Source organism: Streptomyces sp. CB02009, from assembly GCF_001905825.1.
GTDB lineage: Bacteria > Actinomycetota > Actinomycetes > Streptomycetales > Streptomycetaceae > Streptomyces.
This window is the reverse complement of sequence record NZ_LIVV01000003.1, coordinates 740,141-762,485: the sequence shown is the minus strand read 5'-3', so window position 1 is coordinate 762,485 and position 22,345 is coordinate 740,141. Positions and strand designations below refer to the sequence as shown.

The window sequence follows — 22,345 nt, the reverse complement described above, 5'->3', positions numbered from 1 at the left end:
CGCTCTCCTAGTTCAGGTACTGGCAGGTGGAACGCGGCACGAAGGTGCCGTGACCGGCGTGGCCGACGTACTTGCGCTGGTCGATGACGACCTCGCCCCGTGAGAGGACGGTCTCGACCTGGCCGGTGACCGTCCTCCCCTCGTACGCCGAGTAGTCGACGTTCATGTGGTGGGTCTCGGCGGACAGGGTCTGGACGGTGTGCGGGTCGTAGATCACGACGTCGGCGTCCGCGCCCGGGGCGATCGTGCCCTTCTGCGGGTACAGGCCGAACATGCGGGCCGGTGTCGCGCAGGCGATCTCGATCCAGCGGCGCCGCGAGATGTGCCCGTCGACGACGGCCTGGTGGAGCAGGTCCATGCGGTTCTCCACCCCGGGCAGCCCGTTGGGGATCTTGGAGAAGTCGCCGCGGCCGAGGTCCTTCTGTCCGACGAAGCAGAACGGGCAGTGGTCGGTGGAGACCACCTGGAGGTCGTTGGTGCGCAGTCCGCGCCAGAGCGCCGCCTGGTGCTCCTTGGGCCGGAGCGGGGTGCTGCACACGTACTTCGCGCCCTCGAAGCCCGGCTCCGCGAGGTTGTCGGTGGAGAGGAACAGGTACTGGGGACAGGTCTCGCCGAAGACGGGCAGCCCCTTGTCGCGGGCGGTGGCGATCTCGGCGACCGCCTCCTCGGCCGAGACGTGCACGACGTACAGCGGCGCTCCCGCCACCCGGGCGAGCTGGATCGCCCGGTGGGTGGCCTCCGCCTCCAGGAGCGCCTTGCGGACCTCCCCGTGGTAGCGGGGGTCGGTCTCGCCGCGGGCGAGGGCCTGCTCGACGAGGACGTCGATGGCGATGCCGTTCTCCGCGTGCATCATGATCAGCCCGCCGTTGTCGGCGGAGCGCTGCATGGCCCGGAGGATCTTGCCGTCGTCGCTGTAGAAGACGCCGGGGTAGGCCATGAAGAGCTTGAAGGAGGTGATGCCCTCCTGCACGAGCCGGTCCATCTCCTTGAGCGTGTGCTCGTTGACGTCGGAGAGGATCATGTGGAACGCGTAGTCGATCGCGCAGTTGCCGTCGGCCTTGGCGTACCAGGCGTCGAGTCCCTCGCGCAGGCTGTGGCCGACGCTCTGGACGGCGAAGTCGACGATGGTGGTGGTGCCGCCCCAGGCGGCGGCGCGGGTGCCGGTCTCGAAGGTGTCGGAGGCGAAGGTGCCGCCGAAGGGCAGCTCCATGTGGGTGTGGGCGTCGACGCCACCGGGGAGCACGTAACGGTCGGTGGCGTCGATCGTCCGCTCGGCGGTCCAGGCGGCCGCCGCGTCGGAGCCGTGGGCCGCGAGGGCGACCACGCGGCCGTCCTCGATCAGCACGTCGGCGTGGAGTTCGTCGGCGGCGGTGACGACGAGGCCGCCCCGGATGACGGTTCGGATGCTCACGGGACTCTCCCTGCTCGATGCGGCGGGCCGATCGCGATACGGCGGGACGGTGTGGCTCTCGGTACGGCGGGACCGTGTCGTCCCGGTACGGCGGGGGCGCGGGGGCCCTCTCCGGGACGCGGTGGCCCCGGGTGCGCGGGGCGCGGCGGCTACAGCTCTCGCAGGGCCGCTTCGAGCATCGCCGCGCCCTCCTCCGCCTCGGCGACGGTGAGGGAGAGCGGGGGCGCGATGCGCAGGATGCTGGTGTTGTGGCCGCCGCCCTTGCCGATCAGGAGGCCGTTCTCACGGGCGGCCTCCAGGACGGTGGCTGCCGCGTCCGGGTTCGCCCGCTCGGTGCCCGGCTCGGTCAGCTCGATGCCGATCATGAGTCCGCGGCCGCGGACCTCCCGTACCGCATCGACTCCGGCGCAGGCGGCCCGGATCCGCTCGATGAGCAGACCGCCGACCCGGCGCGCGTTGCCCTGGAGGTCGTGCTCCAGGAGGTACGAGAGGTTGGCGAGGCCGGCGGCCATGGTGATGGGTGAACCGCCGAAGGTGGAGATGGAGTTGGCGTCGACGCAGTTCATGACGTCGGCGCGGGCGACGACTCCGCCGACGGACATGCCGTTGCCGATGCCCTTGGCGAAGGTGAGGATGTCGGGCGGCCCGGCCTGGCCGTGCGCCTGCCAGCCCCAGAAGTGCTCGCCGGTGCGGCCCCAGCCGGTCTGCACCTCGTCGGAGATCCACAGGATGCCGTGCCGGTCGAGGACCCGGCGGAAGGCGGCGTACAGGCCGTCGGGCGGGGCGGTGAAGCCGCCGACGCCCTGGACGGGTTCGGCGATGAGGGCGGCGACGTCCCGGGTGTGGCCGAGGAGGTCCTCGAGGTCGGCGACGCAGGCCTCGATGAACTGCGCGTCGGTGTACTGGGCGTACGGGCCGCGGGTACGGACGCCGCCGTGGACGTACAGGGTCTGCAGCGGCGAGAGGCTGGTGGGCGACCAGGCGCGGTTGCCGGTGATGCCGACGGTGGAGAACGAGCGGCCGTGGTAGCTGTTCCGCATGGCGAGGATCTGGTTCGACCGCCGGTACGCGGTCGCGAGGAGCAGCGCCGTGTCGTTGGCCTCGGTGCCGGAGGTGGTGAAGAAGACGCGGGCGTCCGGGATGCCGGAGAGGCCGGCGATCCGCTCGGCGAGCTCCACCATCGGGCGGTTGAGGTAGAGCGTCGAGGAGTGGATGATCCGCCCGGCCTGCTCGGCGACGGCCTTGGTGACCTCGGGCAGGGCGTGGGCGGTCATGGTGGTGAGGATGCCGCCGAAGAAGTCGAGGTACCGGCGTCCGTCGGCGTCCCAGACGTGGCGGCCCTCGCCGTGGGTGATCTCGAGGGGGTCCTTGTAGTAGAGGGCGACCCAGTCGGGGATGACGGCCTTGTGCCGGTCGTAGAGGCCGCTCACGGCTGCACCAGCCCGTCGTACGCGTCGGGGCGCCGGTCCCGGTAGAAGGCCCATTGCTGGCGGACCTCCTCGATGAGACCGAAGTCGAGGTCGCGGACCAGGAGTTCCTCGGTCTTGTCGGAGGCGACGTCGCCGACGAACCGCCCGCGCGGGTCGACGAAGTAGCTCGTGCCGTAGAAGTCGTTGTCGCCGTACTCCTCGATGCCGACGCGGTTGATGGCGGCGACGAAGTACTCGTTGGCGACGGCCGCGGCGGGCTGCTCCAGCTGCCAGAGGTAGGAGGAGAGGCCGCGGTGGGTGGCCGAGGGGTTGTAGACCAACTGGGCTCCGTTGAGTCCGAGTTGGCGCCAGCCCTCGGGGAAGTGCCGGTCGTAGCAGATGTAGACGCCGACCCGGCCGACGGCGGTGTCGAAGACCGGCCAGCCGGCGTTCCCCGGGCGGAAGTAGTACTTCTCCCAGAAGCCCTTGACCTGGGGGATGTGGTGCTTGCGGTACTTGCCGAGGTAGCTGCCGTCGGCGTCGATCACGGCGGCGGTGTTGTAGTAGAAGCCCTCGCTCTCGACCTCGAAGACGGGCACCACGATCACCATCCCGGTCTCCCGGGCGAGGTCGCGCATCCGGCTGACGGTGGGGCCGTCGGGGACGGGCTCGGCCCACCGGTAGTGCTCGGGCTCCTGGACCTGGCAGAAGTAGGGGGCGTTGAACACCTCCTGGAAGCCGATCACCTTGGCGCCCTGGCGGGCGGCCTCCCGGGCGTACTCCTCGTGTTTCGCGATCATGGATTCGGTGTCGCCGGTCCAGGTCGCCTGGACGAGTGCGGCGCGTACGACGTCGGTCATGATCTGCTCCTTCGGCACGGCGTCAGAGAGCCTCTACGCACGTAGACGCGATGCGTAGGAGGAGAACGTAAGCCCCGTCACACCTCGGAGCAAGACCGCCGCCGGGAAGCGGCGGGGTCGATCATGTTTCATACCCGAGTGGTCCACGTCGGACACGTACCGACACGTACCGGCACGTCCCGGCATGACGGAGACGTACCGGCGCGGGCCTGCCCGTACGGGGTGGGATTCCGGACCGCGGGAGGAGCGGATCGCCGGCCGTTCCGGCCCCCCGGAACCTGCCCGGCCCGCCGGTTCACATGCCCGCGAGGCCCGCCACGCGGAGGGCGTGCAGCAGATCGCGCTCGCGGGCCGCGGACACCGCTCGGGCCGCTTCGAGGAGTTGGGGCGTGAGGCCTCGCGGGTCCTCGGCCGCCAGACGGGCCGCGTCCTCCGGAGCGCGGACCCGGACGAACGCGGTGAGCAGGGCGTGGGCCTCGCGGTGGTGACCCTCGGCGCGCAGCGCGGCGCACGCCCCGGCGAGCTCCTCGACGGGGCGGGCCACGCCCTGGCGGAGGAGCTGATCGCAGTCGGCGGGCCGGCCCGCGTCGGCGAGCACGCCGGCGACGGCGGCGAGCCGGCCGGGCGGCAGCGAGGCCGCCTCCCAGAGCAGGATGGACCAGTCCGCGCCGAGACCGGCCCGGTGCAGTTCCCCGGCGAGGGCGGGCAGCCGGGCGGGCGGCCCGTTGAGCGCCTCGCAGAGCAGGGCGTAGGCCTCGCCGCTGCGGCCCTGGGCGCGGAGCCGCTGGAGCGCGTACACCGCGTTGGCGGCGGCGCGGCCCGCCTCGACGGCGTCGGCCTCGGACAGCGCGGCCGGGTCGGCGCCGCTCGGCGCCGCGGCCCCGGCGGACTGCGGCGCGCCGCCGAACCGGGCCCCGCGAGGCGCCGCTCCCCCGGCGGGCAGTACGGGAACGGGTGCGGGCGCGGCCACCGGACCCTGGTCCTCGGCCGCGCTGTCCAGCCAGGCGTAGCGCGCCCCGCGCGGGCGGCGTCCGGCCTTCGCCTGCGGCGGCTCCGGCGCCGCCGCTCCCTCGCCCCGCTCCCCCAGCCGTGCGAGCCGGGCCGTCAGGTCGGCGACCCGGGCCGTCGCCCGTGTGTGGTCGTCGCGCGCCCAGGCCAGGTCGTGCTCCAGGCGCGCCGTGTCGTCGGGACCCGGGGCCGGGGTCACGCGGAGCAGGGCGCCCAGTTCGCGGGCGCGGGACTCGGCGTAGCGGCGTTCGCGTTCCATGAGCGCGCGGCGTTCGGTGAGCGTCCCGGCCGCGCCGGGGCGGCGGTCGTGGGCGCCGGTGGCCGCCGCGTACAGCGTCCTGCCCCGGAGGGCGAACGAGCCCCCGTCCGCTTCGCCGGCGTCCTGGAGCAGGGACTCGACGATGTCCCAGGGCAGGATCTCCGTCCCGGCGAAGCAGGCCCGCAGCCCGTCCGGGTCGCGTTCGGCGAAGACTCCGTACCAGCCGCCGTACGGCGGGATGCGGCGCGCGAGGTCCGCCAGCCAGTGTCTGAACGTGGCCACTTCCACCGGGAGTTGAAACACCGTCATGCGATTCGCACCTGCCCCGCCGTCGACTGGAACCTTCCGGTCCGCGGGTATTGGACCGCAGTCGTGTTACGGGACGACTACGGACCGTTTTCCTGCGCGTGCCCTGTCGCCGCTCACCCGAGTCGTACGACGATCCCGGTGTGCGGGCGCTTCCCGCGCCGGGCGAGCATGGCGGGGACGTCGGTCAGCCAGTACTGCCAGGTGTACTTGCGCGAGAGCAGCCCCCGGATCCGGCGCAGCTCCTCCCCCGTCACCAGCCGGCCCTCGCCCGCGAAGCGCTCAGCGCCCTCGGCGACGTTGCCGCGCAGGTCGCAGACGGCGACCTCGACCCTCTGATCGTTCCGGAGCCGCTTGACCTTCCAGGAGTCCGTGCGGGTCCAGACGTACAGCTCGTCGCCGTCGACCGCGTACCAGACGGGTGTGGCGACCCCCGTGCCGTTCTTGCGGTAGGTGGTCAGGCTGACGTAGCGGCCGCGCCGCAGCTCTTCGGGCATCATGCCCGCGAGCCTATGCCGGGGCCGGCCGGGAGGCGCGGGGCAGGGCCTCCCGGGCGGGGCCCGTCACTGGCCGACCCGGCCGTCGACACACTCGCGCAGCAGGTCGGCGTGGCCGCAGTGGCGGGCGTACTCGTCGATCCGGTGCACCAGCAGCTCCCGGATCGCGATCTCGTCCTTCCCCACCCGTGCGCCCAGGTCGGGGAACTCGGCCAGCTCGGCGTCGAGCGCCGCCTGCTCGCGCTCCAGGTCGGCGAACGCGGCGTCGACCACGCCCTGTTCGGCGACGGCGCCGTCGAAGTCCGCGTCCCTCGCGCCGTACAGCTTCGGCAGCGGTTCACCGTCGCTGATCCAGTTGCGCCAGTCACGCTCCACCTCGGCGAGGTGCCGGACCAGGCCGAGCAGCGACATCGTCGACGGCGGGACCGACCGGCGGGCGAGCTGCTCCGCGTCCAGCCCCTCGCACTTCATCAGGAGCGTCAGCCGGAAGTCCCGCAGACCGTCCTGGAGGGTCGCCAGTTCACCCTCGGAGGCCGGACCCCCGTTGTTGTTGCGGGGGTCGTCGTCGGGGTCCGCCCACATGTCGGGGTAGACGGTCGCCGTGGTCCATCGCGTGGGTTCGTCGCTCATGCGTCGCATGATCGTCCGCGCCGGTCCGCCGCGCCACCGAATTCCCGCGCAGCCCGGGGCCCGGCCCGTCAGACGGGCGCGAGCGCGCAGCGGACGACCAGCTCGTCCATGGAGAGGCCGAGGACCCGGGCGAGGGCCGCGACGGTGAAGAACGCCGGGGTCGGGGCCCGGCCCGTCTCGATCTTGCGGAGGGTCTCGGCGGACAGGCCCGCGGCGGCGGCGATCTCCACCATCGACCGCTCGCCGCGCGCTTCGCGCAGGAACAGGCCGAGGCGCTCGCCGCGCTCGCGCTCTTCGGGGGTCAGGGGTGTGCGCACCATGAGGCCATACTAATACCGGTATAGTAATTGGCATGGTGGAGATCAAGACGAACGAGAACCTGGCCGCGATGCGTGAGGCGGGGCGGGTGGTGGCCCGCGCCCTCGCCGCCGTACGGGAGAAGGCGGCGCCCGGCGTGCCGCTGACCGACCTCGACCGGGCCGCGCGGGAGGTCCTCGCCGAAGCGGGCGCCGGATCGCCCTTCCTGGGCTACCGCCCGGAGTGGGCACCGGTGCCGTTCCCCGCGGTCGTGTGCGTCTCCGTGAACGACGCGATCGTCCACGGCATCCCGGACGACACCCGGCTCGCCGCGGGCGACCTGGTCTCGGCCGACTGCGGGGCCCTGCTCGGCGGCTGGGCGGGCGACTCGGCCGTCAGCTTCACGGTCGGCCCGGCCCGGCCGGAGGACTCCCGCCTGATCGACGCGGCGGAGGAGGCCCTGGAGGCGGGCATCGCGGCCGCCGTCGTCGGCAACCGCATCGGCGACATCGCGCACGCGATCGGCCGGGTGTGCCGCGCCGCCGGGTTCGGCATCCCGGACGGCTTCGGCGGCCACGGCATCGGCCGCACGATGCACGAGGACCCGGGCGTCCCCAACGAGGGACGACCGGGCCGGGGCATGAAGCTGCGCCACGGGATGGTGCTCGCGATCGAGCCGATGCTGATCGGGGGCGGCACCGACGACCACTACACGGCGCGTGACGGCTGGACCATCCGCACGCTCGACGGCTCGCGCGCCGCGCACGCGGAGCACACGGTGGCGATCACGGACGAGGGCCCGCGGGTACTGACAGCGCTGTAGGACGCGGAGGGGGCACCCGGGTGGGCCGGGGTGGGCCCGGGTGCGTCCCTCCCGCCCGCACGCGGGTGCGCCGCGGTGGGCCCGGGTGGGCCCCTCCCGCCCGCACCCGGCTGGGCCAGGGTGCGGCCCGGATGGGCCAGGGTGCGGGCGGGTGGGCCCGGCTGCGCCCCCTCCCGCCGCTACTTCCCCGCCGGCCTGACCACCATCGCCGACCCGCCGCCCCTGCGGACGGTCTCGGCGGCGGCGACCCAGCGGCCGTCCGGCAGCCGCTGGACGCCGGTCGCCGCGCCGATCTCCGGGTTCTGCCGGAAGCCGTGCCCGATGGCTTCGAGTTCCGCCCTGACCGGGCTGTTCCACAGGCCGGGTTCGAGTTCGGTGGTGGCCTGGTTGCGCTGGCTGGCGCGCGGCGCGGCGATCGCGTCGACGAGCGGCAGCCCCCGGTCGACCACCCCGGTGAGGGTCTGGAGGACCGTCGTGATGATGGTCGCGCCGCCGGGCGACCCGAGGGCGAGGACCGGCCGGTCGTGTCCGTCGAGGACGATCGTCGGCGAGATGGAGGAGCGCGGGCGCTTGCCCGGGCCGGGCAGGTTCGGGTCGTGCACGGCCGGGTTCGCCGGGGCGAAGGAGAAGTCGGTCAGCTCGTTGTTGAGCAGGAAGCCCCGGCCGGGCACGGTGATCCCGCTGCCGCCGGTGGACTCGATGGTGAGGGTGTAGGCGACGACGTTGCCCCACTTGTCGGACACCGTGAGGTGGGTGGTGTTCTCCCCCTCGTACGTGGTCGGCGCGGCCGTGCCGCCGCTCGCGCACGGCACCGGGCTGTTCGGGTCGCCGGGAGCGAGGGGGCTGGTCAGGGCGGCGTCGTCCCGGATCAGGCAGGCGCGCGAGTCGGCGTACCGCTGGGAGAGCAGCCCGCGGGTCGGCACGGACTCGAAGGCGGGGTCGCCGACCCAGCGGCCCCGGTCGGCGAAGGCGATGCGGCTCGACTCGATGAAGCGGTGCAGATAGCGGGCCGGGGAGGCGCTCGCGAGGTCGGTGCCCTCCAGGATGTTGAGGGCCTCGCCGACGCTCGTGCCGCCGGAGGAGGACGGGGGCATGCCGTAGACGTCGAGGCCTCGGTACGCGACCTTGGTGGGCTTGCGGAACACGGTGCGGTACGCGGCGAGGTCACGCTCCGTCAGATCACCGGAGCGGACCTTCCGGGTGGCTCCCTCGCGGACCGGAGGCGTCCGGACGGTGTTCACGATGTCCCGGGCGAGCGGACCCCGGTAGAGCGCGCCGACGCCCTCGCGCCCGAGCTTCTCGTACGTCCGGGCCAGGTCGGGGTTCTTGAAGACCGAGCCGACCACGGGCAACTGCCCACCCGGCAGGAACAGTTCGGAGCTGGCGGGGAAGTCGCGGAAGCGCGCCTCGTTGCCGGCGGTCTGCGCGCGGAAGGTGGAGTCGACGGTGAAGCCCTCGCGGGCGAGCCGTTCGGCGGGTTCGAGCAGGGTGCCGAGCCGCTTGCTGCCCCAGGCGTCGAGGGCGGCCTTCCAGGTCGCCGGGGTGCCGGGGGTGCCGACGCCGCGCCCGCTGGTCATCCCCTCCTCGAAGGGGATCGGCGCGCCGTTCTCCACGAAGAGGTTCGCGTCGGCCGAGCGTGGCGCGGTCTCGCGTCCGTCGACGGTGTGGACCGTACGGCTCCTCGCGTCGTAGTAGACGAAGTAGCCGCCGCCTCCGATGCCCGCCGAGTAGGGCTCGGTGACGCCGAGCGCGGCGGCGACGGCGACGGCGGCGTCCACGGCGTTCCCGCCCTTGCGGAGCACCTCGACGCCGGCGGCCGAGGCGTCGGCGTCGACGCTGGCGACCGCGCCGCCGTAGCCGACGGCGACGGGTTCCTTGACGGGCGGTGGCGGTGCGGCCGGTGGGGCCGGGGGCGGGGCGGCGGCGCCCATCGAGAGCACTGTCGCCGCGACGGCGAGTGCGGAGACCTTCCCGGCGACGGAACGACGCATTCCCTACCTCCAGTCAAGGACCGTCCGCGCAGCGTAACTTCCCCCGGCCCCTCCCGTCAGGACCGCCTCGAACAGAAGGCCGTTTCCCCGCTAGCATGCGCGCCCATGGACGAAGACCTGCGCAACATCGTGCTCGGGGTGCTCGCGACGGGGGTCAGCGCGTCGCTCGGCTGGCTGGGCCGCACGTACCTCTGGCGGCGGAGGCTCCGCCGCAAGCAGGAGTTCTTCGGCCTGCCGGGGAACTCGGAGTGCCTGCTCGTGGTGAACAGGGAGTCGGGCGGCGACCGCTCGGTCCACCGGTTCGACGTGTTCGCCCTCCTCGAACTGTCCGCACTGATCAAGGACTGCGGGGCGCAGGCCAGGATCCTCTCGCACGATCAGACCCACCAGGGGTTCGGCGACCGGACGGAGTTCTGCGTCGGCGGCCCCTACTCGAACCGGCGGATGGCCGCCCATCTGGCAACGCTGCTCCCGGGCATCGAGGTGAACGTCGAGGTCGAGCCGAGCGCGGACCGCGGGGCGTTCCTGATCGGCGGGGAGCGCTACCCGTCGGACCCGGGGGTCAGCGAGTACGTGATCCTCGCCCGGCTCACGGCCGGGGAGGGCGGTCGGCCGGTGTTCCTCTTCTGCGGGCAGCGGGCCATCACCAACCAGGCGGCGACCCGCTATCTCGCCCGGCACTACCAGGAGTTGGCGCGCCTGCACCGCTCCGGTTCGTTCGTGGTGCTGCTCAAGGTCGTCAACTCGCAGGCGTACGGACCCGATGTGGTGGAGCTGGTGGCCGATGTCACGCGGGCGGCGCGATCGGTTCCCGTAGTCGCACCGGCAGCGTCTTGAGGCCGTTGATGAAGTTGGAGACGAGCCGCCGGGGCTCTCCGGCGAGTTCGAGACCGCCGCAGGCCCGGCGCACCTCCTCGTGGAGCACGCGGAGCTGAAGCCGGGCGAAGTGCGCGCCGAGGCAGACGTGCGGGCCGTCGCCGAAGGACACGTGGGGGTTCGGGGTCCGTCCGAGGTCGAGTCGGTGCGGGTCGGGGAAGGCGCGCTCGTCATGGTTGGCGGAGGCGTGGAAGACGACGACCTTGTCGCCGCGGCGGATCGGCTGCCCGGCGAGCGCGGTGTCGACGGCGGCCGTGCGCCGGAAGGAGAGCACGGGCGGGTGCACGCGCAGGAGTTCGTCCACGGCGGTGTCGGTGCCGACTCCGCCGGTCCACCACCTCCGTTGCTCGTCCGGGTGTTCGGCGAGGGCGAGCAGGCCGCCGGGGGCGGCGCTGCGGACCGTGTCGTTCCCGGCGACGGTCAGCAGGAAGAAGAACATCTCCAGCTCTGCGTCGGCGAGTTCGGACGCGGCGAGCACGCTCATCACGTCGTCGGCTGGGTGCGTCCGCTTGTGGGCGGCGAGTTCCTGCGCGTAGCCGAACATGTCGGCGAGCATCGCCGGTGAGCGCGGGTTGACGGGCCGGCCCCCGTCGTCGAGGACGGGTGGCTCGTCGGGGTCCTGGTACGCGATGACCCGCTCGGTCCAGGTGTGCAGCAGCCCGCGGTCGCTCGGGGGCACGCCGAGCAGATCGGTGAGGTTGAGCAGGGCGTAGTCGTCGGTGACGGACCGGACGAGGTCCACCTCGCCCCCGCCGTCGACCGCCCCGGCGAGCAGCTCCCGGGCCCGCTCGCGCGCGGTGGCTTCGAACCGCTCGATCCGGCCGGGGGTGAAGGCCCGGCTGACGAGGCGCCTCAGCCGGTGGTGTCCCGGAGGGTCCTGATTGAGCATCATGCGACGGATGAAGGGCAGATCGGTGGGGTCGGGGTCGCGGATCTGGGTGGCGCCGAGGCAGGACGAGTAGGTGTCCGGGTCCTTCAGCACCCGCACGACGTCGGCGTGCCGGGTGACGGCCCAGAACCCGGGACCCGCGGGCCAGCCGAGGATCTGGGGCTCCCGCTGCCAGGCGACGGGCGTGCGGTCGCGCAGGGCGCGGAAGCGGTCGTGCGGGATCCCGGCCGCGTGGATCCGTGGGTCGAAGACGTCCGGTACGCCGCTCGACTCGTGCACCACGCCTCCAGGTCAGGGGTGAAGACGTTTCCATCATGACAGGTCAGAGGCGGTTTTCGTAGGACTGATCGCACACTTCGACAGCCTTGTCCGGCCCCTCCTCCGGATCCCAGAATCGCCGTCATGAATCACTCCGAGAAGATCGATCACGATGCGGTGCTGCAGGCACGGACGATGCTGCTCGGATCCGGCCGGCCGAGCCTCGCGCAGGAGGTCCAGGCGTACCGGGTACTCGCACGGGTCAGCCCGGCGTCCTATCTGCCCAAGCTGGCCGAGGCGTTGGTCTCGTACGGGTACGAGGTCGAGGGCCGCGGCGGCATGGAGCAGCGGCTCGCCCTCCACGCGGAGGCCGCGGACGCGGCCCGGCGCATCGGCGCCGACGAACCGAACAGGGCGCACGCGCTCTGCGGCGTCCTGGACGCGTACCGGCGCACGTCGCTCACCGTCGGCCGGCGCGGCGAGGCCTTCGCGGTGTGCGAGGAGATGGCGGAGGCGGGGCGGCTCGCCTTCGATCGGGGGCACGTGCGGGCCCCCGGACACGGGCAGCATCCGCTGGCGATGATGCTCGCCGAGGAGGGACGCCACGGCGAGGCGGGGGACGTCCTCGCCAGGAGTGCCCGACCGGGCCGGCCGACGGGCGACTTCTCGACCGCGGTCGGGTGGGCGGCGGAGCTGGCCGCGGCCGGCCGGCACGAGGAGGCGCCGGAGCCCTTCTCGGAGCTCGTGGACCTCACCCGGAGCGAGACGGACGCCGGGGCGACCGCCCTGGCCAACCTGGTGTGGCTGCTCGTCCACCGCTCGGGGATGCTCGACGCCTGCGGTCGGCCGGAGGAGGCCGGAGCGGACCGGCGGGAGGCCCTCCGGCTGCTCACCCGGCTGGCGGAGACGGGCGAGCCCAGCCGCCGGAGCAACGCCCTCTCCTGGTGGTCCGCCCTGTTCGCCCTGTCGGGCCGGGCGGCCGAGCCGGCCGCCACCCGGGAGGCGCCCCGGCCGCCCCTCGGCGCCGACTTCCGCGACTGGTCGCCCGATGCGAGGGAGTCCTACCTGGGTGAGATCCCCGCCCTGGAAGCCCGGGTCGCCGAGCTGACCGGGGACGGCCGGCTCCCCGAGGCGATGGAGGCGCACCACCGGCTGGTCCGGCGCTCCGCGGTCCTCCAGGAGCAGCGCACCCGGCGGATCCACGAGCCGCTCCGCCCGCTCTTCGACCAGGGTGTGGCGCTCGCCCGGCGCCTTCCCGGGGCGTCGGAGGCGACCGCCGGGGCCCTGACCGACCGCGCCATGTTCCTGGCCGCCGCCGACCGCTACGGGGAGGCCCACGCGGACTTCGCGGAGGCCGTGGCGCTCCGGGAAGGCGCCACTCGGCCATCAATCGTTACCCGCACGTAACTTACCGACCGGTTACCACGGGTAAGGCGTCACGGTTACCGTCGGGTCACTTTCACTGCCCCCCCATCAGTGCCCCGTACTGCCTCCCCAGCAGTACCCCAGTGAGGAGTGACCCGTGCGACGCACACCCCTGGCCCTCGCCGCCTCGGCCGCCCTCGTGGCCGGGGCGGCCCTCGGGCTCGCGCCCGCCGCCCAGGCCGCGGAGACCGGCGGCACCGGCATCCGCTTCGTCGACATCGCCGGGGAGGGCGGCACCGTCCTCAAGGCGAACGTCGTGACCCCCGCCGGATCCACCGACACCGCCCGCCACCCCCTGATCGTGCTGCCGACGAGCTGGGCCATGCCCCAGGTCGAGTACCTCGTCCAGGCCAAGCTGCTCGCCGACTCCGGTTACATCGTGGTGAGTTACAACTCGCGGGGCTTCTGGCAGTCCGGCGGCGAGATCGAGACCGCGGGCCCCAAGGACATCGCCGACGCCTCCAAGGTGATCGACTGGGCGCTGGCCAACACCGCCGCAGACCCCGCCCACATCGGCATGGCGGGCGTCTCGTACGGCGCCGGGATCAGCCTGCTCGCCGCCGCCCACGACCCGCGGATCAAGGCCGTCGCCGCGCTCAGCGGCTGGGCCGACCTCATCGAGTCCATCTACAGCGGCCGCACCCAGCACCTCCAGGCCGCCGCCCTGCTCGGGGGCGCGGGCTACCTCACCGGCCGCCCCGGTCCCGAACTCAAGCAGATCCTGGGCGACTTCCTCTCCTCCAACCTGGACAAGGAGGAGGACATGATCGCCTGGGGCCGCAAGCGCTCCCCCGTCGAGCAGCTGGACCGGATCAACGCCAACGGCGCCGCGATCATGCTCGGCAACGCCTGGGGCGACACCATCTTCCCGCCCAACCAGTACGCGAGCTTCTTCGAGAAGCTCACCGGCCCCAAGCGGCTGGAGTTCCGCCCCGGCGACCACGCCACCGCCGAGGCCACCGGCCTGTTCGGCCTGCCCAACGACACCTGGACCAGCGCCCACCGCTGGTTCGACCGCTACCTCAAGGGCGCCGACAACGGCATCGACCGCGAGCAGCCGGTCCAGCTCAAGTCCCGCTCCACCGGCGGCTACGAGGGATACCCCGACTGGAAGTCCGTCCACGCCGACCAGCGGAAGTTCGCCCTCGGCGGTACCCAGCGGGTCTGGGCGAACGTCGACTCCGGCGCCAACGGCGGCATCACCCTGCTCACCAACGCCCTGGACCAGTTCCTCCGCACGCCGCCCGTCGTCTCCGTCCCCCTCCTCCCCCGCGCCTTCGCCGGCGTCTGGCAGTCGGAGCGGTACGACACCCCGCAGCGGGTGCGCGGCACGGTGAAGGTGCACACCACCGTCACGTCCACCGAGGAGAGCGGCACGCTCGTCGCGTACCTCTACGACGTGGGTCCGCTCGGCGTCGGCAAGCTCGTCAGCAACGCCCCGTACACCTTCCACGACCGGACCCCGGGCCAGGCGTTCGGCGTCGATCTGGAGCTGTTCTCCACGGCGTACGACGTCCCGGCGGGGCACAGGCTCGCACTGGTCGTCGACACCGTCGACCCGCTCTACATCGAGCACAACCCGACCGGCGCGCAGCTGACCTTCTCCTCCCCCTCGGCCGACCCGTCGTACGTGTCGGTACCGCTGCGGAAGGAGTGATCACCGGCTGCTGCCGGGCGGGTGCGGCCCTCGCTCGCTACTGCGGTCCCGGCAGCAGCGTCTCTGGTTCGGCCGGGTCGGTGTCCACGGCCTTCGTCTTCGGGTTGCGGCGTTCTCTGCGGGCCACCCAGGTGGCGAACCAGGAGAGGAGCATGCACATCCCGATGTAGATCGGCGAGATCACCAGGACGACCGGGATGAACGGCAGGTCGTAGTCCAGGTTGGAGGCGATCAGTTTGCCCGCGTGGAGGAACTCCTCGTAGGTGATGAGGAAGCCGAGCGAGGTGTCCTTGAGGGCGACCACCAGCTGGCTGATGATGGCCGGAAGCATGGCACGGACCGCCTGCGGCACCAGGACGTAGGTCATGACCTGCGTCTTGCGCATGCCGAGGGCGGACGCCGCCTCGCCCTGCCCGCGCTCCACGGAGTGGACGCCGGTGCGGAAGACCTCCGCGAGGACGGAGCCGTTGTAGAGGGTCAGGCCCGCGACGAGGGCGGGCAGGGCCTGCACCTTGAGCGCCACGAAGATGAAGAAGATCATCACGAGGACCGGCATCGCGCGGAAGAACTCGACGAGCAGGGTCGAGATCCAGCGGAGCACCCGGTGGTCGGAGAGGCGTCCGGTGGCGAGGACCGCGCCCAGGACGAGCGACAGCACCGAGGCGTAGGCGAAGGCCTTGAGGGTGTTGCCGAGTCCTTCGAGCAGCAGCTCCTGGATGCCCTTGTAGAGGAAGGGCGACCACTTGGTGGAGGTGAACTGGTCGTTGTCGAAGAGGAGGTAGAGGATCCAGCCGGCCAGCGCGAGGATCACCACGGTGGACGCGACGCCGTAGAGGAGGTGGCGCCTTCGGGCGTGCGGCCCGGGGATGTCGTAGAGGGCGGTGGAATCGTTCATCGGGCGACTCCCCAGCGCTTCTCGAGGACGTGGAAGAGGGCGCTGATGGTGAGGGTGATGATGAGGTATCCGACGGCGATCCAGACGAAGGTCCAGACGATGTTGTAGCCGAGCTCGCTCAAGGTCTTGTAGGTGCCGAGGAGTTCGGTGACGCTGAACGCTCCGGCGATGGCCGAGTTCTTGGCGAGGGCGATCAGCGTGGAGCCGATCGGCGGGATGACCGTACGGAAGGCCTGGGGCAGGACGACGGTGCCGAGGGACTGGGTGAAGCTCATCCCCAGGCTGCGGGCGGCCTCGCCCTGGCCGCGCGGCACCGTGTTGATGCCGGAGCGCAGCACCTCGCAGATGAAGGCCGAGGTGTAGCAGCCGAGCGCGAGGACCGCGAACAGCTGGAAGGGCAGCACGAGTCCGAACCGGGGCAGGCCCAGCATGACGGCGAAGAACAGCAGGGTCAGCGGGGTGTTGCGCAGGACGGTGACCCAGACCGTGCCGAAGACCCGGAAGGATCCCACGGGAGCGACCCGGAACGAGGCCATGACGAAGCCCAGGACGAGCGCCAGCGCCGAGGAGTAGACGGTGAGTTCGACGGTGCCGAGGAATCCCTCGGCGTAGAGCCGGAAGTTGTCTGTCAGGACGTCCATGTCGGGAGGCTCCTCTCGTCAGCTCGCCGGGTAGCGGTCGATGGGCGGCGGTGTCGGGGCGGGGACCCCGGAGAGTCCGAGGGTGGCGTCGTAGGCCTTCTTCCAGTCGCCGTTCTTCTCGTGGGCGGCGAGCGCGTCGTCCAGGGCGAAGCGCAGGGCGTTGTCACCGCGCGGGACACCGATGCCGTACGGCTCCTTCGAGAACGGTTTCCCGACGACCTTGAGTTCGTCCGGGACCTTGGCGGCGTAGCCCATGAGGATCGTGTCGTCGGTGGTGACCGCGTCGACCTGGTACGTCAGCAGGTTGTCCACACAGGCGGAGTACGTGTCGTAGGCGACGAGTTCGGCCTTCGGGTAGTCCTTCTCGATGCGCTGGTACGGGGTGGATCCGGCGGCCGAGCAGACGCGCTTGCCGGCCAGGTCCTGCGGGCCGTCGATGTCGTTCTCGTCGGTGCGGACCAGGAGGGACTGGCCGGCCATGTAGTAGGGCCCGGCGAAGCCGACGAGCTTCTTGCGGTTGTCGTTGATGGTGTAGGTGCCGACGTAGTAGTCGATCTGCCCGTTCTGCAGGGCGGTTTCGCGGTTGGCCGAGGCGATCGTGCGGAAGTCGATGCCGGCCGGGTCGAAGCCGAGGGAGGCCGCCATCATCTTGGCGATCTCGATGTCGAAGCCGGAGTAGCGTCCGGTGGCCGGGTCCCTCTCGCCCATGTACGGCTGGTCCTCCTTGGCGCCGACGACGAGATGTCCGCGCTTCTTCGCCCGGGTCCAGGTGCTGGAGTCAGGCAGGGTGAAGCCGGACTGGACCTGGTAGACGGGGAGTTGGTCGGGCTGAGGGCCCTTGACGGGCGGGCTGCCCTCCCTGCCGCAGCCGGCGAGCGCCGCGGCCAGGGCGAGCAGGGCGGCGAGCACGGCCGGGGTGCGGTGCGGGTGGTGCGTACGCTGCATGCTTCCCACCCGCTCAGTGCTTGAGGATCTTGGACAGGAAGTCCTTGGCGCGCTCGCTGCGCGGAGCGGTGAAGAAGTCCTCCGGAGCGCGGTCCTCGACGATCTTCCCGTCGGCCATGAAGACGACCCGGTTGGCGGCGGAGCGGGCGAAGCCCATCTCGTGGGTGACGACCACCATCGTCATCCCCTCGTGGGCGAGTTGCTGCATGACCTCCAGGACCTCGTTGATCATCTCGGGGTCGAGGGCCGAGGTCGGCTCGTCGAAGAGGAGCACCTTGGGGTCCATGGCGAGGGCGCGGGCGATGGCCACGCGCTGCTGCTGGCCGCCGGAGAGCTGGGCGGGGTACTTGTCGGCGTGCGCGGCGAGTCCGACCCGGTCGAGGAGTTCGCGTGAACGCCGGTCGGCCTCCTCCTTCTTGCGCTTGCGGACCTTGATCTGCGCGAGGGAGACGTTGGCGAGGACGGTCTTGTGCGCGAAGAGGTTGAAGGACTGGAAGACCATGCCGACCTCGGCGCGCAGCCGGGCGAGCGCCTTGCCCTCCTCGGGGAGGGGCTGTCCGTCGATGACGATCTCGCCGGACTCCACGGTCTCCAGGCGGTTCATCGCCCGGCAGAGGGTGGACTTTCCCGATCCGGACGGGCCGATGACGACGACCACCTCCCCGCGGCCGACGGTGAGATCGATGGACTGGAGGACGTGCAACGTGCCGTAGTGCTTGTTGACGCCACGCAGTTCGATCAGCGGATCGACGACGGCCATACGCTGCCCTGCCCCATTTCTCAGCGGTGTCGAGTCAGCGCAAACTATCCACCAGAAAAGGGACTTCACGCCCGACACGCATGAAACCCGAATAAGCCGTATTTACTGCGGAAGGGTGGCGGGAACAGGGTGCGGGACCGGCTTGGGCGAGGCCGCGGACTCAGTACTCGGCGGCCTCGGCGTACATCTGGGAGAGCTCCGGCGAGCCCGTCACCGCCCAGTCGAGACCGGCCTCGACGACCTGGATCTCCCGGCCGGAGGCGAGTCGCACCACGGGGCCGCCGCCGGGCCGGACCTGCCAGCGCGCGCCCGGCACGTTCCGCACGATCACGGTGCCGAGGTAGAGCCCCGCGTCGTTCCCGACCCAGGGCAGCTCCTCCGGGTCGTCGCGCCAGCGGGGCGGCAGCTGGTCGAGTTCCTGCAGGGAGCGCGGGGTGTCGTCGAGGGCCACCCCGGACTGCGCGACACGGGCGCGCAGCAGTTCGCACTCGGCGAGCAGCTCGGCCACGCCGTCGGGGTCACGGTCGAAGGCCGCGGCCAGCGGGGAGTCGGCCGACTCGGGCTCATGCCGCTTGCGCCAGGTGTCCAGGAATGGAATGTTCATCCGAACAGCCTCGCACCGTCACCTCCCCGTCGACCACCCGGCGCGCGGAGATCGTTCCGCCGCCGGGTGGGTCCGGGATCCGCTACACGTCGAGGTCGACCACGACGGGCGCGTGGTCGGACGCGCCCTTGCCCTTGCGCTCCTCGCGGTCCACATAGCTGTCCGTGACGGCCTCGGCGAAGGGCTTGTTGCCGTAGACCAGGTCGATGCGCATGCCCCGGTTCTTCGGGAAGCAGAGCTGGCGGTAGTCCCAGTACGTGAAGGGGTGGTCGTACTTGAGGGGGCGCGGGACGACGTCCGCCAGACCGGTCTCGCGGAGGCCGGCGAGCGCGGCCCGCTCGGGCTCCGTCACGTGCGTCAGGCCCTCGAAGGCCGCCCGGTCCCAGACGTCGTCGTCGGTCGGCGCGATGTTGTAGTCGCCGAGGACCGCGAAGGGCCGGTCCCCCGCGGCGTCCTCCGCGACGGCAGCCTTCAGCGCCTCGAGCCAGCGCAGCTTGTAGGCGTAGTGCTCGTGCTCGACCTCCCGGCCGTTCGGCACGTACACCGACCAGACGCGGACCGGGCCGCAGGTCGCGGAGATCGCCCGGGGCTCCTCGACCCCGTCGTACTCCGGGCCGCCGGGCAGGCCCGTGACCACGTCCGCGAGGCCGACTCGGGAGACCAGGGCCACGCCGTTCCACCGGCCCGTGGCGTTGACCACGGACTCGTATCCGAGGGCGCGCAGCTCCTCGGTGGGGAACTGCTCGGCGGTGCACTTGGTCTCCTGGATGCACAGCACGTCCGTGCCGCTGCTCTCCAGCCAGGCGAGGAGTCGGGGCAGCCGGGCGGTGATCGAATTGACGTTCCAGGTGGCGATGCGCATGTGCGCAAGCCTACGTGCGGGGTCCGACAATCGGCGCCGTGCCGGGCCCGGGCGCCCCGGGGCGCCCGGCGTCCCGCCCGCCCCTCGTCGAACAGCGGCGCGGGCGGGCTCAGAGCTCGGCGGAGGCGCCGGGGGCGAGCCGCTGGTGGTCGGTGCCGCCGAGCGCGCCGATCTGACGGTCGTAGATGGGCCGGGCGAGGTCCGTGAGCAGGGCGTCGTGGATGTCGTACGCCCGGCGCGGCCCGACCTCGCGGACGTAGTCGATGACCTCGGAGATCTTGTTCCACGGGGCCATGACGGGCAGCAGCAGCGTGTCCACCGGGTGGTCGGGCACGGTGAGCGCGTCTCCGGGGTGGAAGACGGCGCCGCCGTCGACGAGGTAGCCGACGTTGGTGATGCGCGGGATGTCGGGGTGGATCACGGCGTGCAGCTCGCCGTGCACCTGGACGTCGAACCCGGCGGCGGTGAACGTGTCGCCGTGCCCGACGGTGTGCACACGGCCCGGGAAGGCCGCCGAGAGCTGGTCGGCGACGCTGCGCAGCGTCCAGATCTCGACAGCCGGGTCGGCTTCGAGGGCGGCCCGCAGGCGTCCCTCGTCGAAGTGGTCGGGGTGCTCGTGCGTCACGAGCAGGGCGTCGGCCCCGATGACCGCGTCCTCCTCGGTGAACATGCCGGGGTCCAGGACGAGCGTCCGCCCGTCCTTCTCCAGCCGCACGCACGCGTGGGACTTCTTCGTCAGCTTCACAGGCCCAGGCTACGCCGGAGGGGTCGTCTCCTCCTCGACGACCCGGGCGATCACGCGCAGAGCGGTCTCGGCGGCGGGGAAGCCGCAGTACACGCCCGCGTGGAGCACGATCTCGCGGAGTTCCTCGGCGGACAGGCCGTTGCGGAGGGCCGCGCGGGTGTGGTCGGCGAGGGCCTCCCGGTGTCCTCCGGCGATGAGGGCCGTGAGGGTGACGACGCTCCGGGTGCGCCGGTCGAGGCCGTCCCGGCTCCACACCTCGCCCCAGGCGTAACGGGTGACGAGGTCCTGGAAGGCGCCGTCGGCGTCGTGGGCGAGCGCCTGGTCCACGTGGGCGTCGCCGAGGACCTCGCGCCGCAGCCCGAGTCCCTTCTCGTACGGGTCGGGGCGGCCCGCCTCGGCCGGCTCGGCGTCCGGGACCGGCTCGGCGGCGGGAGCCGCCGGGGCCGCGGGCAGCGGCGGCACGGTCAGGGTGCCGCTGGAGTCCGGGGCCGTACCGGCGAAGTGCTCGATGAGCAGGTCGGTGACGGCGGCGGGCTGCTCGACGGGCGCGAGGTGCGAGGCGCCGGGGACGACGGCGAGCCGGGCGTCGGCGATCCCCGCCACCAGGGTGCGGGCCTCGGCGGGGCCGGTGACCTGGTCCTCCGAGCCGACGAGGACGAGCGCCGGGATCGCGATCCGGTCGAGGGCCTCCCGTACGTCGAAGACGGCGAGGGCCTCGCACGCGGCGATGTAGCAGGCGGGGTCGGTCGTCCGGACCATCTGCACGGCCCAGTCCACGATCGCGGGCTGCGCGCCGGAGAACACCGAGGTGAACCACTGCTCGGGCGCGGTGCGGGCCATCGGCTCCAGGCCGTTGGCCCGGACGATGACGCCCCGCTGGCGGAACTCGTCGGCGCTGCCGAACCGGGGCGAGGTGGCGACCAGCGCGAGGGAGGCGACCCGGTGCGGCGCGCGCAGGGCCAGGTCGAGGCCGACGGCCCCGCCGAGGGAGCAGCCGGCGTACCCGAAGCGCTGGACGCCGATCGAGTCGAGGGTGGCGAGGAGCCGGTCGCCGAGCTCGGCGACGGAGGTGAAGGGTTCCGCGGGAGCCCCGCCGTGCCCGGGGAGGTCGAAGCGGACGACCCGCCAGTCCCGGGTGAGCTCCGGTATCTGCCGGTCCCACATGTGCCATGTGGTGCCCAGAGAGGGGCCCAGGACGAGGACGGGAGCCTCTTCCCGGCCGTCGACGCGGTATTGCAGGGTGTTCGGTGATGTCTCGCTCACCCGCTAGACCCTCTCATCTCTCACGGCCGCCCCCTCGACCGGGGGCACGGCTGTGCCGGTCCGCGCAGGTCAGCCGATGATGGCGACCGGGGCGTCCCAGGCGTTGCGGTCGACGGTGATGGTGTGGCCGCCGCGGGTCTCCCTGCTGTTGGCCTTGTACTGGTGGCCGCGGCTGTGGTCGGTGTACAGCTTCGGGTCCCAGGGCCAGTCCCTGGTGGTGGTCTCCTGGCCGTTCCACAGCGCGTACCAGAGGTTTCCCGGCAGGTCGGTGCGGTTCTTCGCGGTGGCGACCGCCTTGGCGCTCGAGCTGCTGAACCCGTAGAGGCCGGCGCGGTAGGTCTTGGCGCGCAGGGTCTTGGTGAAGGAGCGCACGTAGGTCAGGGTGGCGTCGTTGCACGCCTTGTCGGCGATGTCGTACGACTCCATGTTGAGGTAGATCGGGCTGCCGGCCTTCATGCCGAGCGCCGCCGCCTTGGCGACGGCGTCGTTGGCGTTGCTCACCCCGACCGAGGCGGCCGTGGCCGCGGTGAACCGCTCCTTGTTCCGGCTCTTCTGGCAGGGCGGCTGGGCTCCGACGTAGAGGGGGATGACGCGCCAGCCGAGGGTGTCCATCGACTTCACCCAGGACTTCGTCAGGTTGGGCTGGGCGCAGCCGCGGTTCTTGCCGCCGACGTAGACGGCGACGCCGCCGTAGTACGCGTCCTTCTTCCACGCCTTCATCGCGGTGGGCGAGGGCGCCGTGCAGGCGTCGAACGCCCGGCCCGTGTAGGTCTTCTGCGCCGGCCACGCGGGGGCCGCCATGGAGGTCTGCGCCGCGATGCCGGCGCCGGCCACGACGACGGCTCCCGTCGCCGCCCAGGCGATGTAGCGACCTCTTCTGGACAACCGGTGCTTCGGCATTCCCCACCCCGTACGACTTCTGGCTCCGACCCCTGGCGCGGTTCACCCTATCGGCCGCTCCGGGCGGGCTGAGCAGGTGTGACGCGCGGTCCGATCGACCGGACGCCACTATCGGTCGATAATGGGACCTATGC

The 22,345-nt window shown here is 72.2% G+C and carries 22 protein-coding genes; 4 read left to right on the top strand and 18 right to left on the bottom strand.

The annotated features are described in order from the left end of the window. Nucleotides 1-7: 7 nt before the first annotated feature. The 7 genes from hydA to AMK27_RS16015 all read right to left on the bottom strand — a co-directional run bounded on the left by hydA (nucleotide 8) and on the right by AMK27_RS16015 (nucleotide 6,700). Entirely contained in the window at nucleotides 8-1,411 is a 1,404-nt protein-coding gene (gene hydA, locus AMK27_RS16045) for a dihydropyrimidinase (protein ID WP_073907350.1), read from the bottom strand. Nucleotides 1,412-1,560: 149 nt separating this feature from the next. Next, entirely contained in the window at nucleotides 1,561-2,841 is a 1,281-nt protein-coding gene (locus AMK27_RS16040) for an aspartate aminotransferase family protein (protein ID WP_073907346.1), read from the bottom strand. Next, on the bottom strand, nucleotides 2,838-3,680 hold the full coding sequence (locus AMK27_RS16035; protein WP_073907343.1) for a nitrilase-related carbon-nitrogen hydrolase: 843 nt from the start codon (nucleotides 3,678-3,680) through the stop codon (nucleotides 2,838-2,840). Before AMK27_RS16035 ends, AMK27_RS16040 begins: the two co-directional genes overlap by 4 nt. Nucleotides 3,681-3,975: 295 nt before the next feature. Continuing rightward, entirely contained in the window at nucleotides 3,976-5,256 is a 1,281-nt protein-coding gene (locus tag AMK27_RS16030; protein ID WP_073907340.1) for a UL36 very large tegument protein, read from the bottom strand. 113 nt (nucleotides 5,257-5,369) lie between these two features. Next, complete coding sequence (locus AMK27_RS16025; protein ID WP_073907337.1) at nucleotides 5,370-5,753, bottom strand: PPOX class F420-dependent oxidoreductase; 384 nt, start codon at nucleotides 5,751-5,753, stop codon at nucleotides 5,370-5,372. Nucleotides 5,754-5,816: 63 nt separating this feature from the next. Then, nucleotides 5,817-6,389, bottom strand: coding sequence for a DinB family protein (locus AMK27_RS16020; RefSeq protein ID WP_073907334.1), 573 nt, complete (start codon nucleotides 6,387-6,389; stop codon nucleotides 5,817-5,819). 59 nt (nucleotides 6,390-6,448) lie between these two features. Beyond that, nucleotides 6,449-6,700 carry a helix-turn-helix domain-containing protein gene (locus AMK27_RS16015; RefSeq protein ID WP_055601124.1) on the bottom strand — a complete coding sequence of 84 codons (252 nt, stop codon included), beginning with the start codon at nucleotides 6,698-6,700 and terminating at the stop codon, nucleotides 6,449-6,451. A 32-nt stretch (nucleotides 6,701-6,732) separates the two neighbouring features. On the opposite strand from AMK27_RS16015, the gene map reads away from it, so the two are divergent. Beyond that, the gene (map, locus tag AMK27_RS16010) at nucleotides 6,733-7,500 is read left to right on the top strand and encodes a type I methionyl aminopeptidase (RefSeq protein WP_073907331.1); all 768 of its coding nucleotides are present in this window, start codon (nucleotides 6,733-6,735) and stop codon (nucleotides 7,498-7,500) included. Between the two features lie 179 nt (nucleotides 7,501-7,679). On the opposite strand, the gene ggt is transcribed toward map, so the two are convergent. After that, nucleotides 7,680-9,491: a gamma-glutamyltransferase gene (gene ggt, locus AMK27_RS16005; RefSeq protein ID WP_073907328.1), complete on the bottom strand. Its 1,812-nt coding sequence runs from the start codon at nucleotides 9,489-9,491 to the stop codon at nucleotides 7,680-7,682. Between the two features lie 105 nt (nucleotides 9,492-9,596). Between ggt and AMK27_RS16000 the strand changes: the two genes are divergently transcribed. Continuing rightward, the gene (locus AMK27_RS16000) at nucleotides 9,597-10,328 is read left to right on the top strand and encodes a hypothetical protein (protein ID WP_073907325.1); all 732 of its coding nucleotides are present in this window, start codon (nucleotides 9,597-9,599) and stop codon (nucleotides 10,326-10,328) included. On the opposite strand, the gene AMK27_RS15995 is transcribed toward AMK27_RS16000, so the two are convergent. Continuing rightward, nucleotides 10,279-11,535 carry a cytochrome P450 gene (locus AMK27_RS15995; RefSeq protein ID WP_073907724.1) on the bottom strand — a complete coding sequence of 419 codons (1,257 nt, stop codon included), beginning with the start codon at nucleotides 11,533-11,535 and terminating at the stop codon, nucleotides 10,279-10,281. The two genes, AMK27_RS16000 and AMK27_RS15995, sit on opposite strands and share 50 nt — an antisense overlap. Nucleotides 11,536-11,658: 123 nt before the next feature. Between AMK27_RS15995 and AMK27_RS15990 the strand changes: the two genes are divergently transcribed. Further along, the gene (locus AMK27_RS15990; protein ID WP_073907322.1) at nucleotides 11,659-12,921 is read left to right on the top strand and encodes a hypothetical protein; all 1,263 of its coding nucleotides are present in this window, start codon (nucleotides 11,659-11,661) and stop codon (nucleotides 12,919-12,921) included. A gap of 115 nt (nucleotides 12,922-13,036) precedes the next feature. Further along, complete coding sequence (locus AMK27_RS15985) at nucleotides 13,037-14,596, top strand: alpha/beta fold hydrolase (RefSeq protein ID WP_073907319.1); 1,560 nt, start codon at nucleotides 13,037-13,039, stop codon at nucleotides 14,594-14,596. A gap of 37 nt (nucleotides 14,597-14,633) precedes the next feature. On the opposite strand, the gene AMK27_RS15980 is transcribed toward AMK27_RS15985, so the two are convergent. From AMK27_RS15980 to AMK27_RS15940, 9 genes are all read right to left on the bottom strand, one after another. Next, nucleotides 14,634-15,491, bottom strand: a complete 858-nt coding sequence (locus AMK27_RS15980) for an amino acid ABC transporter permease (RefSeq protein WP_073907316.1) — start codon at nucleotides 15,489-15,491, stop codon at nucleotides 14,634-14,636. Then, nucleotides 15,488-16,132 (bottom strand): amino acid ABC transporter permease, encoded by a 645-nt coding sequence (locus tag AMK27_RS15975; RefSeq protein WP_073907312.1) that lies wholly within the window; start codon nucleotides 16,130-16,132, stop codon nucleotides 15,488-15,490. The genes AMK27_RS15980 and AMK27_RS15975 overlap by 4 nt, the downstream gene beginning before the upstream one ends. A gap of 18 nt (nucleotides 16,133-16,150) precedes the next feature. After that, nucleotides 16,151-17,077: a glutamate ABC transporter substrate-binding protein gene (locus AMK27_RS15970; protein ID WP_073907723.1), complete on the bottom strand. Its 927-nt coding sequence runs from the start codon at nucleotides 17,075-17,077 to the stop codon at nucleotides 16,151-16,153. A gap of 13 nt (nucleotides 17,078-17,090) precedes the next feature. After that, nucleotides 17,091-17,837: an amino acid ABC transporter ATP-binding protein gene (locus tag AMK27_RS15965; RefSeq protein ID WP_073907309.1), complete on the bottom strand. Its 747-nt coding sequence runs from the start codon at nucleotides 17,835-17,837 to the stop codon at nucleotides 17,091-17,093. 160 nt (nucleotides 17,838-17,997) lie between these two features. After that, the gene (locus tag AMK27_RS15960; RefSeq protein WP_073907305.1) at nucleotides 17,998-18,441 is read right to left on the bottom strand and encodes a DUF6278 family protein; all 444 of its coding nucleotides are present in this window, start codon (nucleotides 18,439-18,441) and stop codon (nucleotides 17,998-18,000) included. 82 nt (nucleotides 18,442-18,523) lie between these two features. Further along, nucleotides 18,524-19,303, bottom strand: coding sequence for an exodeoxyribonuclease III (locus AMK27_RS15955; RefSeq protein ID WP_073907301.1), 780 nt, complete (start codon nucleotides 19,301-19,303; stop codon nucleotides 18,524-18,526). Between the two features lie 109 nt (nucleotides 19,304-19,412). Further along, nucleotides 19,413-20,048, bottom strand: a complete 636-nt coding sequence (locus AMK27_RS15950; protein ID WP_073907297.1) for an MBL fold metallo-hydrolase — start codon at nucleotides 20,046-20,048, stop codon at nucleotides 19,413-19,415. A gap of 9 nt (nucleotides 20,049-20,057) precedes the next feature. Further along, nucleotides 20,058-21,311 carry a bifunctional 3-oxoadipate enol-lactonase/4-carboxymuconolactone decarboxylase PcaDC gene (gene pcaDC / locus AMK27_RS15945; RefSeq protein ID WP_073907293.1) on the bottom strand — a complete coding sequence of 418 codons (1,254 nt, stop codon included), beginning with the start codon at nucleotides 21,309-21,311 and terminating at the stop codon, nucleotides 20,058-20,060. Nucleotides 21,312-21,380: 69 nt separating this feature from the next. Then, nucleotides 21,381-22,211 carry a glycoside hydrolase domain-containing protein gene (locus AMK27_RS15940; RefSeq protein WP_073907289.1) on the bottom strand — a complete coding sequence of 277 codons (831 nt, stop codon included), beginning with the start codon at nucleotides 22,209-22,211 and terminating at the stop codon, nucleotides 21,381-21,383. Nucleotides 22,212-22,345: the final 134 nt, after the last annotated feature.

What these genes read in the sequence shown, in the direction of transcription:
- AMK27_RS16035 (WP_073907343.1), bottom strand. Translation starts at nt 3,680, where the DNA reads ATGACCGACGTCGTACGCGCCGCACTCGTCCAGGCGACCTGGACCGGC.
- AMK27_RS16030 (WP_073907340.1), bottom strand. Translation starts at nt 5,256, where the DNA reads ATGACGGTGTTTCAACTCCCGGTGGAAGTGGCCACGTTCAGACACTGG.
- AMK27_RS16025 (WP_073907337.1), bottom strand. Translation starts at nt 5,753, where the DNA reads ATGATGCCCGAAGAGCTGCGGCGCGGCCGCTACGTCAGCCTGACCACC.
- AMK27_RS16020 (WP_073907334.1), bottom strand. Translation starts at nt 6,389, where the DNA reads ATGCGACGCATGAGCGACGAACCCACGCGATGGACCACGGCGACCGTC.
- AMK27_RS16015 (WP_055601124.1), bottom strand. Translation starts at nt 6,700, where the DNA reads ATGGTGCGCACACCCCTGACCCCCGAAGAGCGCGAGCGCGGCGAGCGC.
- map (WP_073907331.1), top strand. Translation starts at nt 6,733, where the DNA reads ATGGTGGAGATCAAGACGAACGAGAACCTGGCCGCGATGCGTGAGGCG.
- ggt (WP_073907328.1), bottom strand. Translation starts at nt 9,491, where the DNA reads ATGCGTCGTTCCGTCGCCGGGAAGGTCTCCGCACTCGCCGTCGCGGCG.
- AMK27_RS16000 (WP_073907325.1), top strand. Translation starts at nt 9,597, where the DNA reads ATGGACGAAGACCTGCGCAACATCGTGCTCGGGGTGCTCGCGACGGGG.
- AMK27_RS15990 (WP_073907322.1), top strand. Translation starts at nt 11,659, where the DNA reads ATGAATCACTCCGAGAAGATCGATCACGATGCGGTGCTGCAGGCACGG.
- AMK27_RS15980 (WP_073907316.1), bottom strand. Translation starts at nt 15,491, where the DNA reads ATGAACGATTCCACCGCCCTCTACGACATCCCCGGGCCGCACGCCCGA.
- AMK27_RS15975 (WP_073907312.1), bottom strand. Translation starts at nt 16,132, where the DNA reads ATGGACGTCCTGACAGACAACTTCCGGCTCTACGCCGAGGGATTCCTC.
- AMK27_RS15970 (WP_073907723.1), bottom strand. Translation starts at nt 17,077, where the DNA reads ATGCAGCGTACGCACCACCCGCACCGCACCCCGGCCGTGCTCGCCGCC.
- AMK27_RS15965 (WP_073907309.1), bottom strand. Translation starts at nt 17,837, where the DNA reads ATGGCCGTCGTCGATCCGCTGATCGAACTGCGTGGCGTCAACAAGCAC.
- AMK27_RS15960 (WP_073907305.1), bottom strand. Translation starts at nt 18,441, where the DNA reads ATGAACATTCCATTCCTGGACACCTGGCGCAAGCGGCATGAGCCCGAG.
- AMK27_RS15955 (WP_073907301.1), bottom strand. Translation starts at nt 19,303, where the DNA reads ATGCGCATCGCCACCTGGAACGTCAATTCGATCACCGCCCGGCTGCCC.
- AMK27_RS15940 (WP_073907289.1), bottom strand. Translation starts at nt 22,211, where the DNA reads ATGCCGAAGCACCGGTTGTCCAGAAGAGGTCGCTACATCGCCTGGGCG.